The sequence below is a fragment of the Saccharothrix sp. 6-C genome, assembly GCF_016695385.1.
Lineage (GTDB): Bacteria > Actinomycetota > Actinomycetes > Mycobacteriales > Pseudonocardiaceae > Actinosynnema > Actinosynnema texasense.
On record NZ_CP064192.1, the window covers coordinates 2,083,079 to 2,097,696 of the forward strand.

General features: G+C 72.0%; 14 protein-coding genes. 3 read left to right on the forward strand and 11 right to left on the reverse strand.

Going from position 1 to position 14,618, the window contains the following annotated elements; genetic code table 11:
• Positions 1 to 14 precede the first annotated feature (14 nt).
• Positions 15 to 713, forward strand: a complete 699-nt coding sequence (gene narI / locus IOD16_RS09625; RefSeq protein ID WP_123747896.1) for a respiratory nitrate reductase subunit gamma — start codon at positions 15 to 17, stop codon at positions 711 to 713.
• Between the two features lies 1 nt (position 714).
• Here narI and IOD16_RS09630 read toward each other — a convergent pair whose 3' ends face one another.
• Entirely contained in the window at positions 715 to 1,548 is an 834-nt protein-coding gene (locus IOD16_RS09630; protein WP_201439743.1) for a siderophore-interacting protein, read from the reverse strand.
• Positions 1,549 to 1,592: 44 nt separating this feature from the next.
• The gene (locus IOD16_RS09635; RefSeq protein ID WP_201439744.1) at positions 1,593 to 2,684 is read right to left on the reverse strand and encodes an S-(hydroxymethyl)mycothiol dehydrogenase; all 1,092 of its coding nucleotides are present in this window, start codon (positions 2,682 to 2,684) and stop codon (positions 1,593 to 1,595) included.
• Between the two features lie 271 nt (positions 2,685 to 2,955).
• On the opposite strand from IOD16_RS09635, the gene IOD16_RS09640 reads away from it, so the two are divergent.
• Positions 2,956 to 4,185, forward strand: coding sequence for an MFS transporter (locus IOD16_RS09640; protein WP_170185015.1), 1,230 nt, complete (start codon positions 2,956 to 2,958; stop codon positions 4,183 to 4,185).
• Positions 4,186 to 4,227: 42 nt separating this feature from the next.
• On the opposite strand, the gene IOD16_RS09645 is transcribed toward IOD16_RS09640, so the two are convergent.
• A complete protein-coding gene (locus IOD16_RS09645; protein ID WP_201439745.1) occupies positions 4,228 to 5,331 on the reverse strand; it encodes a Gfo/Idh/MocA family protein in 1,104 nt (367 codons plus the stop codon).
• A gap of 166 nt (positions 5,332 to 5,497) precedes the next feature.
• Between IOD16_RS09645 and IOD16_RS09650 the strand changes: the two genes are divergently transcribed.
• A complete protein-coding gene (locus tag IOD16_RS09650) occupies positions 5,498 to 5,941 on the forward strand; it encodes a MarR family winged helix-turn-helix transcriptional regulator (RefSeq protein WP_201439746.1) in 444 nt (147 codons plus the stop codon).
• Between the two features lie 62 nt (positions 5,942 to 6,003).
• Here the strand turns inward: IOD16_RS09650 and IOD16_RS09655 are convergent, their stop codons facing one another.
• From IOD16_RS09655 to IOD16_RS09690, 8 genes are all read right to left on the reverse strand, one after another.
• Entirely contained in the window at positions 6,004 to 6,453 is a 450-nt protein-coding gene (locus tag IOD16_RS09655; protein WP_123742575.1) for a hypothetical protein, read from the reverse strand.
• Entirely contained in the window at positions 6,446 to 7,666 is a 1,221-nt protein-coding gene (locus tag IOD16_RS09660) for an MFS transporter (protein ID WP_123742574.1), read from the reverse strand. Before IOD16_RS09660 ends, IOD16_RS09655 begins: the two co-directional genes overlap by 8 nt.
• The gene (locus IOD16_RS09665; RefSeq protein ID WP_201439747.1) at positions 7,666 to 8,910 is read right to left on the reverse strand and encodes an ATP-grasp domain-containing protein; all 1,245 of its coding nucleotides are present in this window, start codon (positions 8,908 to 8,910) and stop codon (positions 7,666 to 7,668) included. Before IOD16_RS09665 ends, IOD16_RS09660 begins: the two co-directional genes overlap by 1 nt.
• A complete protein-coding gene (locus tag IOD16_RS09670; protein WP_201439748.1) occupies positions 8,907 to 10,223 on the reverse strand; it encodes a cation:proton antiporter in 1,317 nt (438 codons plus the stop codon). Before IOD16_RS09670 ends, IOD16_RS09665 begins: the two co-directional genes overlap by 4 nt.
• A gap of 65 nt (positions 10,224 to 10,288) precedes the next feature.
• Positions 10,289 to 12,088 carry an ABC transporter substrate-binding protein gene (locus IOD16_RS09675; protein WP_123742572.1) on the reverse strand — a complete coding sequence of 600 codons (1,800 nt, stop codon included), beginning with the start codon at positions 12,086 to 12,088 and terminating at the stop codon, positions 10,289 to 10,291.
• Positions 12,089 to 12,110: 22 nt separating this feature from the next.
• On the reverse strand, positions 12,111 to 12,458 hold the full coding sequence (locus IOD16_RS09680) for a hypothetical protein (RefSeq protein ID WP_123742571.1): 348 nt from the start codon (positions 12,456 to 12,458) through the stop codon (positions 12,111 to 12,113).
• On the reverse strand, positions 12,455 to 13,285 hold the full coding sequence (gene ddaH / locus IOD16_RS09685; protein WP_342777756.1) for a dimethylargininase: 831 nt from the start codon (positions 13,283 to 13,285) through the stop codon (positions 12,455 to 12,457). Before ddaH ends, IOD16_RS09680 begins: the two co-directional genes overlap by 4 nt.
• Before the next feature lie 83 nt (positions 13,286 to 13,368).
• Complete coding sequence (locus tag IOD16_RS09690; RefSeq protein WP_123747894.1) at positions 13,369 to 14,610, reverse strand: ATP-grasp domain-containing protein; 1,242 nt, start codon at positions 14,608 to 14,610, stop codon at positions 13,369 to 13,371.
• Positions 14,611 to 14,618 lie beyond the last annotated feature (8 nt).

Sequence of the window (14,618 nt, forward strand, 5' to 3'; positions counted from 1 at the left end):
GCACGCTCGACATCATGCTGTGGGTCGTCGTGCCGTACGTGGCGATCGCGGTGTTCGTGGTGGGGCACGTGTGGCGTTACCGCTACGACAAGTTCGGCTGGACCACGCGGTCCTCCCAGCTCTACGAGAGCAGGCTGCTGCGCCTGGGCAGCCCGCTGTTCCACTTCGGCATCCTGCTCGTCGCGCTCGGCCACGTCGGCGGCCTGCTGGTGCCGAAGTCGTGGACCGAGGCGATCGGCATCAGCGAGACCGCCTACCACGCGGTCGCGGTCGGGCTCGGGGTGCTGGCCGGGGCCTGCACGCTCGTGGGCGCGGCGATCCTGGTCTACCGGCGCCGCACCGTCGGCCCGGTGTTCTCCGCCACCACGCGCAACGACAAGGTGATGTACGTGCTGCTGGTCGGCGCCATCGTGCTGGGTCTCGGCACCACGGTCCTCGGCAACCTCACCGACCACCCCCACGACTACCGCGAGTCGGTCTCGCCGTGGTTCCGGTCGATCTTCTACCTCCGGCCGGAGCCGGAGCTGATGGCCGCCGCGCCGCTCGGGTTCCGGCTGCACGCGCTGGCGGCCTGGGCGCTGTTCGCGTTCTGGCCGTTCAGCCGGCTCGTGCACGTGTTCTCGATGCCGTTGGGCTACCTCACCCGCCCCTACATCGTCTACCGCAGCCGGGACGAGCAGCCGGGCAACCGGCCGCCCCGCCGCGGGTGGTAGGTCACAGCCGGGCGGCACCGAGCTTCCAGTAGCCGCTGAACACCACGGAGCGGCGGTCCACGCCGCGCTCCTTCACCAGGTGCCGGCGGACGCCGGTGGCCAGGGTCGACTCGCCGCACACCCACGCGTAGTCCGGCGCGGGGGACGGCAGCCCGGTCACCGCGCGGAGCAGGTGCGAGCCGGGGGCGTCGGCGCCGCGGTGCAGCCACGTGACGGGCGCGTCGACGGGCACGTGATAGCCCTCGTCGGGGACCTCGGCGAAGATCCGGGCGTCCGCGGGCACACCCGACTCCAGGATCGCGCACAGCGCGGGCAGCGCGGTCTCGTCGGCGGCCAGCAGCACCGCGCCGGTCGACGGGGCGCGGTAACCGGAGTTGCCCGCGCGGAAGCCCACCGACCGGCCCACCTCCGCCCGGGTGGCCCAGCGGGTGCCCGGACCCGCGTCGCCGTGCAGCACGAAGTCCACGTCGACCTCGGTCAGCTCGGGCCGGTGCGCGCGGACCGTGTACCAGCGCAGGTCCGGCCGGTCCTCGGCGGGCAGGGCGCGGATCGCGGTGCGGACGTTGACGCGGTCCGGGCTCGGCATCGTCAACGGCCGGTCGGCCGGCGGCATCAGCAGGCCGAAGCACTCGTCCGGGCCGGTCACGCGGTACTCGGCGAACTCCGGTGCCCGGAACGTCACCCGGCGCAGGTGCGGCGCGAGGTCGGCGACCGCCGTGACCGTCATGGCGAACTGGTCGAACACGTCGCGCTGGTTGGGCGTCGCGGTGACCAGGCCGGCGGCCTTGGTGAGCACCTTGAGCTGCAACTGGTCCAACGTCGAGTACCGGGGCATGCAGGTTAGGCTAACCTAAATGTCCCGGCAGGCGAAGGTCCCCGTCAGTCGAAGACGACGACGCTGCGCAGCACGTCGCCGGAGCGCATGGCGGTGAACGCCTGCTCCACCTCGGTCACGCCGATGCGTTCGGTGACGAAGTGGTCCAAGGGGAGGCGGCCCTGCAGGTGCAGGTCGATCAGCGGCGCGAAGTCGCGCGACGGGAGGCAGTCGCCGTACCAGCTCGTGCGGTAGGTGCCGTTGCGCAGGAACGTGTCCAGCAGCGGCATCTCCAGGCGCATCCCGGAGTCGGGTCGGGCCACCAGCACGAACGTGCCGCCGAGGGCCCGCGCGTAGAACGCCTGCCGCCACGTCTCGGGCGTGCCGGCGGCGTCGATCACCACGTCCGCGCCGAGGTCGTCGGTCAGGGCGCGGACGGCGGCCACCACGTCCGGCGTCTGGCGGGCGTCGACCACGTCCGTCGCGCCCAGCGCGCGGGCGTGGCACAGCTTCCGCTCGTCGAGGTCCACCGCGATGATCGTGGTGGCGCCGGCGAGCTTCGCGCCCGCGACGGCCGCGCAGCCGACACCGCCCACGCCGATCACGGCGACCGTGTCGCCGGTGGTGACGCCGCCGGTGTTCATCGCCGCGCCCAGGCCGGACATGACCCCGCACCCCAGGAGCGCGGCGACGGCCGGGTCGGCCTTGGGCGAGACCGGGGTGCACTGGCCGGCGTGCACGAGCGTCAGCTCGGTGAACGCGCCGATGCCCAGCGCCGGTCGCAGCGGCGTGCCGTCGAGGAGGGTCATTGCCGTCGACGCGGTGTGGTCGTCCACGCAGGCCTCGGGCCTGCCCCGGCGGCACGCGCGGCAGCGCCCGCAGACCGCCCGCCAGTTCAGCACCACGAAGTCGCCGGGCTCCACGTGGTGGACGCCGGGCCCGACCTGCTCGACGATGCCGGACGCCTCGTGGCCCAGCAGGTACGGGAAGGCGTCGCCGATCACGCCGTCGCGGTAGTGCAGGTCGGTGTGGCAGACGCCGGAGGCCAGGACGCGGACGGTCGCCTCGCCGGGGCCGGGATCGGGGACGACGATGTCGTGGCTGCGGACCGGCTCGCCCTTGCCGGTGGCGACCACTGCCTTGACGATCCTCGACATCTCCCGAGCCTCCACGTCGACCGGCCGCGTACGGCGAACAGGATAGGCGGTGCCGGTGCGTGCGCCCGGCGCAGCGGGCGTGCCGCCGGTCGGGGTCATCGGGATTCCCTATGGATCCGCGTCAGGTCACCGCCCGACACCCGCCGGCGCTGGTCTGTTCAGCGCAACGCGCGATAGGTGAAGAGGTGTTTTCGCTGCACACGGCACGTGGCAGCATGAACGGGCCCGGCGGACGGCTACCGCGCGGCGGATCTGGAGAACAATGAGCACCGTGCCGAAAGTCGCGTCCGGCATCACCGCGTTCGCGGTGTTCGCGACCACCGTCAGCTTCGTCATCTCCATGGCGGGCTCGTCGATGAAGTCCACCGTCCAGGTGTTGTTCCTGCCGATCGCGGACGACTTCGACGTCAGCCGCGGCACGCTCGCGGTCGGCACGACGCTGTTCGCCGTGGTGACGGCGCTCGCGTCGTCGGCGGTGGGCCACCTGGCCGACCGGATCGGCGCGGTGCCCGTGCTGGCGATCGGCGCGGGCATCACCGGCGTGGTGCTGGTGGTCTGCGCGCTGGCGAAGGACATCTGGGTGTTCGTCCCGACCTACGGCGTGCTCGGCGCGGTCGGCTGCACGATGCTGTCGTTCGTGCCGCTGGGCGTGCTGGCCGACCAGCTCTTCCAGGGCCGCAACGCCGGTTTCCTGTACGCGGTGCTGACCAACGGCGCGGCGGTCGGGTTCATGGTGCTGGTGCCGCTGTGGACGTTCCTGGGCACGGTCACGTCGTGGCAGCAGATCCTGCTGGGCGTCGGCGTGGTGTTCCTGGTCGTGATGCTGCCGCTGTCGTTGCTGCTGGTGCGCTACTCGAACCGCAACGCCACGCCGACCACGCCCGCCGAGCACGGCTTCTGGGCCGGCATCCGGATGGCGTTGGCGGACAAGCGGGTGCGCGGCCTCATCCTGCCGTTCTTCGCCTGCGGCACCACGATGGCGTTCATCGACGTGCACCTGTTCCCGCACATGCACGACCACGGGGTCGCGCCGGTGACCAGCTCGGTGGCGTTCGTGCTGCTGGGCGGCCTGGAGATCGTCGGCTCGCTGGTGGCGGGCCGGTTGTGCGACAAGGGGCTGATCCGGGCCACGCTGATCGGCGGCTACGCGCTGCGCGCCGCGTCGATGATGATCGCGCCGTTCTTCGCCGCCGAGTTCACCGTGCTGGTGTTCGGCGCGCTGTTCGGCGCCAGCTACCTGGTCACGGTCGTCGCCACCACGATGTGGATCGCGAAGATCCTGCCGCGCGGGCGCAAGGGCACGGCGATCGGCGTGCTGTGGGCGCTGCACATGGTCGCCGTCGCGGTGGGCAGCCAGCTCGGCGCCGTCCTGGCCGACGCGGCGGGCAGCTACCTGCCGGTCATCCTGGTCAGCGTCGCGCTCACGCTCGGCGCGATCGTCCTGGTGGCGTTGCAGCCCGACCCGAACGCCGTCGACGCCGGGGAACCCGTCGCGGCCTGAGCCCGCCGGACCGCCGTCGGGGCCGCGCGTCCGGTCGAGCGGTCAGCCGATGCTGCGGTGCCGGGCGGCCCCGTGCGCGAAGTCGGGCACGCCCGATGTGCCCTCGCGCAGGTCGTCCAGCAACCGCCGGTAGGCGTGGGCGACCGCGTAGGCCGGCGCGTCGGCGTGGGGGTCCAGCCGCGGGACGCGGACGTGGGACTCCGGCACCGCCAGGGGAGCGAGCCCGGTGGACGTGCCGCGACCGCCTTCGAGGGTGATCGGGCTGAGCTGGAGGTGGCCGATCGGGGCGGTGAGGACGAGGTCGCCCTCGGTGCCGTTGATCTCCCAGCGGAAGTTCGTGCCCCGGGCCGTGCCGCCCCGGTAGTGGAAGGTGGCCACCGCGCCGCCCGGCAGCCGCCCCGAGGCGACGACCTGGTCCGCGGCGGTCATCGGCACGCGCCGCCCGCTCCCGGTGTCCACGGCGGACGTGCGCCGCGACGCCAGTCGGATCGTCAGCTCCTCGGGCTCACCCAGGACGGAGGCCAGCCCGTCGAGGGCGTGGGCGAACGGCACGGTCAGCAGCGTCGTGCCGTTGGCGGCGTCGAGCACGTGGTGGTCGCCGGGGCCGACGGTGGCGCCCCAGGCGCCGCCCGAGCCGACGACCGTCGTGGACAGCACCTCGCCCACGTAGCCGTCGGCCACGAGGTCCCGAGCGTGGGTGAGCACCGGGTGCGACCGCGCCTGGAGCCCGACGGCGGTCCGGACCCCGCGGTCACCGGCGTGCCGCGCCAGCTCCTCGGCCTCCGCGAGACCGTTGCCCAGCGGCCACTCGCACAGCACGGCCTTGCCGGCGTCCAGCGCGGTGCGCACGAGTTCCCGGTGGTGCGGCACCTTCACCGCCACGACCACGAGGTCCACCTCGTCGCAGGCGACCAGTTCGGCCGCCGACCCGAAGGCGCGGGGCACGCCGTGCTCGTGGCCGGAGCGCTGCGCGGACCGCGCCGAGCTCGTGCTCAGGGCCCGCACCTCGTAACCCGGGACGGCGCGCAGGGCCGGCAGGTGGGAGCGCCCGGCCCAGCCCCCCTGCGCCCCGAGGCCGATGATCCCCACTCCGATCGGCTTCCCGGACCGGGCGCGCTCGACGAGGGACGACGGTGATGTGCTCATGGTTCGCAGCCTGTTCTCCGGGGTGGGTGGCGTCGACGTCCCGTGACGAGGTCGGTCCGGCGGGGGCCTGCTCGACGCGGTGTGCCGGCCGTGCCCCGGGCGCGCCGGTGAGGGAACACCCGCTTGTTAGTGTTGACATCTCAACACTAGGAAGAGATGCGTTGATATGTCAACACCGAGCGGTGGCGTCGCCGACCCGGACGACCCCGCACCCGGGCCCGTCGACCTCTGGTCCGCCTTCAAACGCGCCCACGAACTCGTCCGCACCCGGGTGGTCACGGACACCGCGGAGGCGGCGGGCCTGTCCGAACCGGACCTGACGATCCTCGTCACCCTCGACAAGGCGGGAGGCTCCCTGCGCCAGAGCGGGCTCGCCGCGTCGCTCGGCTGGGACCGCACCCGCACCTCCCACCAGCTCACCCGCATGGGCGAGCGCGGACTCGTCACCCGGGAGCGCGCCGGCGCGGTCACGGTGCTCCTCACCGACGCCGGACGCGAGGCCGTCGCCGCCGTGCGCCCCGCCCTGGACGCCGCCGTGCGCCGACACCTCACCGACAAGCTCTCCGCGCGGGAGATCGCGACGCTGGCCGCCCTGCTCCGCCGCCTGTAGCCGCCGGACGCGACACCGCCCCCGCCCTGGGACCAGGACGGGGGCGGTGCGGTCGCACGGGGTCAGGCCTGGCGGGTGATGTCCATGTACCAGTTGGTCTCCCACGTCTGCCCGTCGTCGGCCGACATGGCCTGCTCCCACCGCGCCGAGTCACCGGTGATGCGGTGCCACAGGAAGCGGATGAGCACGGGCGTGCCGTCCTGCACCTCGTCGCCGTGGAACGTGCCGACGCCGTCGGCGAAGGAGCCGAACAGCGGCGGGAAGAACACCCCCGAGTCGCTGCTCGCCCAGTTCAACGACCAGCGGCCGGTGGCGGCGTCGAACAGCCGCACGGTCAGGCCGGACGTGCCGTCGGGGAACGTGATCTCGTCCACGTTCCCCGCGCCGCCGAAGATCGGCCGCACGTCCGAGGTGGAGGTGAACTCCTCCCAGTCGTCGCTGCCCGCCAACCGCCGGCGCAGCCTGCGGTTGTGGATCGACCAGCGGCCGGTGAGGAAGTCGAAGTCACCCACCGTCCCGCACCTCCGCGCGGTCCCGGGTGGCCACGTACCCGGCGACCGCCGCCGCCAGCCCGAACACCGCCAGCACCGGCCACGCGCCGTGACCCAGCTGGAGGAACAGGAAACCGCCGAGGACCGGGCCGACGGCCGCGCCCAGCCCGTAGACGAACTGGAAGCTGCCGATGTAGCGGCCCTTGAGGTGCGCGGGACCGGCCATGCCGGGGTAGGCGAACACCACGGGGCCGCCGATGATCTCGCCGAGCGTCCAGATCAGCGTGCCCGCGACGATCACCGCCGGGCCCAGCGGCAGCGCGTACACCGCGACACCGATGCCGACCAGCGCGTAGGCGACGCCGACGACCAGCTTGGGCCGCATGTGCTGCGTCTTCTTGGTGACCACCAGCTCGAACAGGATGACCGCGCCGCCGTTCAGCGCGACCGCCAGCGTGTACCAGAAGATCGGCACGCCGGACGCCTGGACGTCCAGCGGCAGCGTCGACAGGTACTGCACGTAGACCACGGCGTTGAAGAACGTCGCCGCCAGGTACACCAGGTAGCGGCGGTCGCGCAGCACGTCGGTGTAGCTGCCGGCGGGCGCCTCGGCGGCGGCCGCGCCCTTCTCGCCCGTCTTCGCGGGCAGCACGCGGAACGCCACCAGGGCGTACGCCGCCGCGACCACCGCCTCGCCCCAGAACAGCAGCGTGTAGTCGTCACCGCCGAGCTGGTAGAGGCCGAAACCGATCAGCGGCGCGGCGGTCGTGCCCAGGTTCAGGCCGAACCGGTACATGGCGAACACCATGACCTGCCGGTCGTCGGGCGTGAGCTCGGAGAGCAGGGTGGCCGACGCGGGCCGGTAGATCTGGGAGACCGCGCCGAGCAGGGCCACCGCCGCGACGAGCAGGGCGTAGTCGGGCAGGTAGAGCAGCGCGGCGGTGAGCAGCGCCGCGCCGCCCATGCTGAGCACGGTGGAGTTGCGCGCGCCCAGCCGGTCGGCCAGCGCGCCGCCGACGAGCACGCCGATGACGTTGCCGACGCCGTAGACGCCCAGGGCCGTGGCCGCCTGGCCGGCCGAGTAGCCCTGGGAGGTCAGGAACAGCACCAGGAAGATGTTGAGGAACCCACCGACCTTGTTGACGAAGACGCCGGCCAGCACGGCCTTCACCGCCGGCGGCGACTCGACGAACGTCTGCCAGATGCCCTGGTCGGTGCTTTTCGCGGTGGTCATCAGGCGCTCTTCACATCCAGCGCGGCCTCGGCCGCGTCGAGTCGGGTGGCGACCTCGTCACGAGAGTCACCGGTGGCGATGGCGAAAGCGATGCGGCCCCAGACCGTGCCCTTGGGCGGCGGCGAGACGACGGCGCCCGGCTGCGCGACCGTGACGACGCGGTCGATGCCCTCGGGCAGCCGGGCGGGGTCGAACGCCAGGGAGCCGAGCGTGGTGTCCTCTTCCTCGACGTAGAAGAAGCGGATGCCCGCGACGCGGTCGTGCGCGTGCGCGACGTCCACCCCGCGGCCGGTGGCCGCGCCGGCCGCGACCAGACCCGGGTCCACGCCCGTGGCCAGCAGGCCCAGGTAGGGGATCATGTCACCGCCCAGGCGGCCGTTGACCTCGATGACCTTGGGGCCCTCGTCGGTCAGCATGTACTCGGCGTGGGTGATGCCGTCGGTGAAGCCCAGCGCCTTGTGCGTGCGCTGCGCCACGTCGAGCAGCACGTCGTCGGTCAGCAGCGGGTCGGAGGCGTCCACGAAGTGGCCGACCTCCTCGGCGTACGGGTGGTAGCCGACCACCTTGCGGCCGATGAACAGCGGCGTCACGACACCGTCGCGCACCACCGAGTCGACGCTGATCTCCTCGCCCGACACGAACTCCTCGACCAGGATCGGCTGGTCGGTGTCGAACACCACCGGCTCCGGACCCTGCGCCGCCTCGGTGAACGCGAAGTTGGCGCGCACCTCGCGCTCGTCGTGCACCTTGATCACGCCGAGGCTCGCGCCGAGGCCGCGCGGCTTGAGGATCGCCGGGTACCCGACCTCCTGCGCCGCCGCGACCGCGTCGTCCACCGTCTTGACGGGGATCGACCGGGGCTGCGGCACGCCCGACGCCTTCAGCGCCGCCCGCGTGCCGCCCTTGTCGCGCAGGCGCCAGATCACGTCCGGGTCGCCGTTGCGCAGGCCCAGTGCCCGCGCCACGAACGCCGTGGCGTGGATGCGCACCTCGTCCCAGCACAGCACGCCGGAGAACGGCGTCCCGGCGTGGATCTCGGCCGCCGCCGCCGCCATCGCCGGCCCGTCGGTGGTCGAGGGCAGCACGGTCCAGCCGGACACGTACTCCTTCTCCCACTCGGGCTCGGCGGTCAGGAACAGGTGCACCCGGTACTCCGCGCTGATCGAGCGCAGCAGGTACTCGCGGTACAACCGCATTCCGGTCGCGACCACGAGCAGCAGGGGCCGCTGGTCGGTCTTGCTCATCGGGGCTCCACTCTCGATAGGACTTGCACACCGCCGAACGCCTTCTCGCGCTCGCGTTCCTCGTCGGTCACGGCGATCCGCCGTGCCGCGTACCGCAACGTCGGCGGCGCCATCAGCGACGTCACGACCGACACCAGCACCACGACCGTGTAAGCCTCGGTCGACAGCACCTCCAGCCGCAGCCCCACCAGCGCCACGATCACGCCGATGACACCACGCGCGTTGAGCCCCGCGCCGAGCGCGAGACCTTCCCAGTGGGTGAGCCGGGCCAGCCGGGCGCCCGCGTAGGCGCCCGCGAACTTGCCGACCACGGCCAGCAGCAGCACGGCCAGCGCCGTGCCGAGCACCGCCGGGTGCCGCAGGGCCGTGAGGTCCATCCGCAGCCCCGCCGTCGCGAAGAACAGCGGCGCCAGGACACCCATCACGAACGTCCGCAGCACGGTCAGCGGCAGTCGGGCGACACCGCCGACCGACGAGATGACCAAGCCGCACACGAACGCCCCCAGCACCGGCTCGAGGTCCAAGGCGTGCGTGCCGGCGGCGGACGCTATCACCAGCAACACGACCACCGCCACGGTCACCCCGGGATCACCGGAGCGCTCCGCGAGCCGCAACGCCCCGCGAGCCGCGGGCCGCAACGCGACCAGCGCGAGGACGAGGACCAGCGCCAGCGCGCCCAGCGACCACGCCACGTGCCCGGCGGTCAGCCCGGAGGCGGCCATCCCGGACACCACGGCCAGCAGCGACCAGCCGACCACGTCGTCCACGGCGGCGGCGGTCACGGTGAGCTGCCCGATGTCGCGGTGCAGCAGGTTCATCTCCAGCAGCACCTTGGCGATCACCGGGATGGCGCTCACGCACACCGCCACGCCCAGGAACAGGGCGAAGACCGGCCGGTCCGCCGCCGGGCCGAGCATGGCGGCGGGTAAGAGGAACCCGGCGCCGACGCCGAGCGCCAGCGGCAGGAGCAGCCCTCCCGCGCCGACCCAGGTGGCGGCCCGGCGCTGCCGGCGCGCCAGGCCGAGGTCGAGGTGCATGCCGGTGAACCCCACCAGCAGCAGCACCCCGAACTGGCCGACGGCGTCGAGCAGGTGCAGTTGCGCGGGGTCGTCGAACACCGGGGCGAACGTGCCGAGCAGGGACGGCCCGAGCACGACGCCGGAGGCCAGCTCGCCGACGACGGCGGGCATCCCGAGCCGGACGGCGAGCCGCCCGAGCACGAGGGCCACGCCCAGGAGCACGGCGACCTGGAGCAGGAACATGAGCAACGGGTGCGCCCCGAGCGTGCTCGGCGGCGCGGCGGACAGGACCACGGTGGACCCCCTGTTGAGCGGTGGAGAGGCGGCGCGGGACCGGTGCGGACCCGCACCGCGGGGGATCAGTCGCGGTAGTACCAGTTCTCCGGGTTGATCATCCCGTAGGGGTTGATCGGCCCGAACCCGCCGAGGGTGTTGGCGACCTCGAACAGCCGGATCGGGAAGTTCGGCGTGAAGATGACCGGCACCTCGTTGGCGATGTAGTCCTGGTACTCGTAGAGCACGTCCAGGTCGTCGCTGGTGACGGTGCGCTCGATCAGCTCGTCGGCCTTCGGGTCGGTGTAGAAGCCGAAGTTGCCGCCCGCCTTGGTGGAGAACAGGATCTCGCCGGTCGGGTGGTGGTAGGCCCAGCCGCCGTTCCAGCAGCACATCTCCCACGTGCACGGGGTGGTGGCGGTCGGCTCGCACGGGCCGTCCTCGGCCACGAGGATCGAGCCGTACACCTCTTCGAGCCGCAGCTCGATGCCCGCCTCCGCGGCGGCGTCGCGGAAGTTCTCCATCACCCGGGTCAGCGCCGGGCGGCCCTCGACGTAGCGCAGCAGGATCGACAGCTTCGTGCCCGCCGGGATGCCCGCGCCCGCCTCGCCCGGACCCGTGCCCGGCCGCACGCACACCGCGGGCGTGACGCTGGTGTCCCAGCCGTTCGCCTCCAGCAGCGCCTTGGCGTTCCCGGGGGAGAACGGCAGCGGCCACGCGCCCTCGCGCTGGCGCGGCGAGACGTAGTCGGTCTTCGGGTACATCGGCACCGGGCCGTTCTGCCGGTACGCGTAGCCCTGGTAGATGTCGCGCACCGCGGTGTCCTGGTCCAGGGAGGACTGCAGGGCCTGGCGGATGTAGGTCTGCGCGAACATCTTGCCGACCACGGTCGGGTTGTTGAAGTTCAGCGAGATGTACCGGATGCAGAACGCCGACTGCGGGAACATCGTGTACTCGGTCAGCGGGTTCGGCCCGCCGACCACCGGGTCGATCGCCGGCTCCGTGGCGAAGCTCAGCGGCAGGTAGCCGACCTGGATGCCGTTCTCGGCGTCCGGGCCCGCCTTCAGCATCTCGTACTGCTCCTCGTCGGAGAACGTCGGCACCTGGCGGAACTCGTCCAGGTACGGCTTGTTCGGGCCCGAGTAGTGCTCGTTGGGCACGAACGTGACCACGCCCTCCAGCGTGTAGCTCTTGAGCCGCCACGGGCCGCTCACGATGCTCCAGATGGGGCTGTCGGCCCACTTGGTGCGGTGGGCGTTGCCCTCGTCGACGATGTTGCCCTGCTGCGCCATCAGGTACTCGTAGACCGCCTCGACGTCGGCGAGGTCGCCGGAGGCGTTCGCCGGGCCCGCGTCGGTCCGGTCCCACGCCCTGGGCAGCGGCGTGATCGTGCTGAGCTGGTTGTAGAGCACCCAGTGCTTGGAGTAGACCTTGTCGAAGGTGAAGAACACCTCGTCGTCGGCCACCTTGCCGTAGTCGGTCAGGTTGTCGGGGAAGTAGCCCGGGACGTACTCGCCGTACCGGGCGCCCTTGACCTTCATCAGGTTCACCCAGAACAGCACGTTCTCGGCGGACAGGGTCTCGCCGTTGGACCACTTCCAGGGCTTGACCTTGACCCGCACGGTCAGGCCGTCCTCGCTCCACACCGGCTCCTCGCCGATGCTCTGCGCGTAGTCGACGTTCGGGGTGCCGTCGCTGCCGAAGTAGTACAGCGTCCGGTACATCAGCGCCTGGAACTCCAGGATGTTGCGGGTGCCCATGCGCTCGGCCGGCGTGAACGGGAAGATCACGGCGGGCGGGAAGCCCGGCGCGCACGCCCACGTGACGACGCCGCCCTTGCGCGGCGTGGCGTCCGTGCCGGCGGTGATGGTGCTCGCGGAAGTCATGGCTGCTCGTCGGCCTCTCGGGTCAGTTCGTGGTCTGGGCGGGGATTTCCTCGATGGTCGAGACGCCGGACGCGGCGTGCTCGCCGAAGCGCTCCCACACCTCGTCGAGGCGGATGCGGCCGTCGTCGAGCACCTTCGGCGTGCTGCGGCAGTGCCCGGAGATGACCTGGCCGTCGTCGAGCACCATGCAGTAGGCGAAGTCGAGCGCGCCGTCGGGCCGCGCGGTGCCGGTCAGGGCGCCGCGGCGCGCCTTGCCGCCGAGGAACTCGCCCCAGAGCAGGTCACCGTCCTGGTGGTACACGGCGACCCGGCTCTCCTCGGGGCCGCCACCGGTGACCGGGTGGAACCTCTTGCCGTCGTAGTTGATCATCGAGCTGGCTCCCCACGCAGTTCGAGCGTGCAGCACTTCGCGCTGCCGCCGGATTTGAGAAGTTCGGACAGGTCGACACCGATGGGCGTGAAGCCCCGGTCGGCGAGCTGGTCCGCCAGGTTCGTGGCCTCCTGCGCCAGCAGGACGTGCTTGCCGTCGCTGACCGCGTTGAGGCCGAACACCTCGGCGTCGTGGTCGCCGGCGATCACGGCGTCGGGGTACAGGGAGCGCAGCACGCCCCTGCTCCACGTCGAGAACGCCTCGGGGTAGTACATGATCAGGTCGTCGTCCAGGACCGCCAACGCCGTGTCCAGGTGGTAGAACCGCGGGTCCACCAGGTCCAGCGTCACGACCTCGCGCCGGAAGAACCGGGCCGCCTCCACGTGCGAGCGCTCGTCGGTGCGGAAACCCGTGCCCGCCAGGATCCGGTCGCCCACCAGCAGGTAGTCGCCCTCGCCCTCGTTCACCCAGAACGCCTCGTGCGTGCGGAAGCCGTTCTCGCGGAACCACTCCAGGTACGCGGGACCCTCCGCTTCGCGCTGCCGGAACCGGAACCTCGCCGACAGCACCCGCCCGTCCACGACGGTCGCCCCGTTCGCGGCGAACACCATGTCCGGCAGCCCCGGCTCGGGGTCGATCAGCTCGACGTCGTGGCCGAGGTCCAGGTACAGCGACCGCAGCCGGCTCCACTGGAGCAGGGCGATGGACGCGTCGGTCGGCTTCTCGGGGTTCATCCACGGGTTGATGGAGTAGGAGACGTCGAAGTGCTCCGGCGGGCACATCAGGTACCTGCGGCGGCGCGCGGTGCGTTGGGCGGGGTCGGACACGGCGGTGGAGTCCTCTCTGGCCGGGGGCGCCACCGGTCCGCCACATGTGACGCGGAGGGCCCGGCGACGCCTGCGGTGTGGAGCTACTGGAAATCGACCTCGATCTTCGCCGCGTAGTCGTTCATCAGGGCGAACGCGTCGGCCTCCGACGTGCCGGTGGCGCCGAGGAAACCGATGATCGTGTTGCCGTCCGGCGGGCGCTTGACCACGTCGCCGGGTCGTGCGGTGATCTTCAGCAGGAACACGCGGTCCGAGCCGGACACCTCCTCGGGCACCCGCACCTCCCGCACCACGCCGGCGTCGGAGATCAGGCACATCGCGGCGATGTGCGTGCCGGTGGGCTGGAAGTGGCGCACGCTCGGCCGCCGCCCCGCGCCGATGTCCACCACGGCCGCGATCGGGTCGTGCTCGGCGGTGATGCGGGCGATCATGTCCAGCCCGCCGCCGCCGACCCGGGCCGCGATCTCCAGCAGGTAGGGCTTGCCGCCGTGGAAGCGGACCTCGGCGTGCATCACGCTGTGGGTGAGGCCCTGCGCCAGCGCGCCCGCCGTGACGACCTCGTGCACGGCCTTCAGGTCGTCCGGGCTCATCGACGTCGGCGCGTGGTGCACGTCGTCGTCGAACGTCCCGCCCTCGGCGGTGATGCGGTCCACCACCGACCCGAGGTACACCTCGCCGTCCCACGCGACGGCCTCCATCAGGTACTCCTTGCCGTCCAGGAAGGACTCGACCAGCAGCCCGTTGGGGCCCAGGTCGATCCCGTCCGCCTCGGAGTTGGCCCAGAAGAGGTCCTGGATGCCCTGCGCGGCCTGCTCGTAGTGCTCGGTCAGCTCGGCCTCGTCGTCGCAGCGGAACACGAAGTGGCTGCCCGCGCCCAGCGTCGGCTTGACGATCACCGGGTAGCCGAACTCGCCCGCCGCCGACTTGGCCTCCGCCAGCGACGTGACGAACCGGAAACCGGGGATCGGCGCGCCCGCCTTCTCGTGCGCCTGCCGCATCAGGTACTTGTTGCGGCTGTTCAGCGCCGCCTCGACGCCGATGCCGGGCAGCCCCAGCGCCTCCGCGATCGCCGCGACCGCCACGACGGCCGCCTCGGAGAACGTGATCACGCCGTCGAACGCCTCGGTGGCGTGCCACTGCTTGGCGGTGGCGATCATGTCGTCGATGTTCTTCGACCCGACCAGGCGGTAGTGGTCGGCGGGCCAGAAGTCCTCGGTGCCCTCGCCGTTGAGCACGTACAGGTCCACGCCCAGGTCCTGCACCTGCCGGTAGCGCGAGTGGTAGTACTCCAGGTACTGGCGGGTCTCGATGGTCAGCAGCTTCACGGTGCGCA

Bases quoted from the DNA above. Each gene is read 5' to 3' on its own strand.
- IOD16_RS09665 (WP_201439747.1), bottom strand. From the start codon at position 8,910: ATGAGCAAGACCGACCAGCGGCCCCTGCTGCTCGTGGTCGCGACCGGA.
- narI (WP_123747896.1), top strand. From the start codon at position 15: ATGCTGTGGGTCGTCGTGCCGTACGTGGCGATCGCGGTGTTCGTGGTG.
- IOD16_RS09675 (WP_123742572.1), bottom strand. From the start codon at position 12,088: ATGACTTCCGCGAGCACCATCACCGCCGGCACGGACGCCACGCCGCGC.
- IOD16_RS09630 (WP_201439743.1), bottom strand. From the start codon at position 1,548: ATGCCCCGGTACTCGACGTTGGACCAGTTGCAGCTCAAGGTGCTCACC.
- IOD16_RS09660 (WP_123742574.1), bottom strand. From the start codon at position 7,666: ATGACCACCGCGAAAAGCACCGACCAGGGCATCTGGCAGACGTTCGTC.
- IOD16_RS09650 (WP_201439746.1), top strand. From the start codon at position 5,498: ATGTCAACACCGAGCGGTGGCGTCGCCGACCCGGACGACCCCGCACCC.
- IOD16_RS09635 (WP_201439744.1), bottom strand. From the start codon at position 2,684: ATGTCGAGGATCGTCAAGGCAGTGGTCGCCACCGGCAAGGGCGAGCCG.
- IOD16_RS09645 (WP_201439745.1), bottom strand. From the start codon at position 5,331: ATGAGCACATCACCGTCGTCCCTCGTCGAGCGCGCCCGGTCCGGGAAG.
- IOD16_RS09680 (WP_123742571.1), bottom strand. From the start codon at position 12,458: ATGATCAACTACGACGGCAAGAGGTTCCACCCGGTCACCGGTGGCGGC.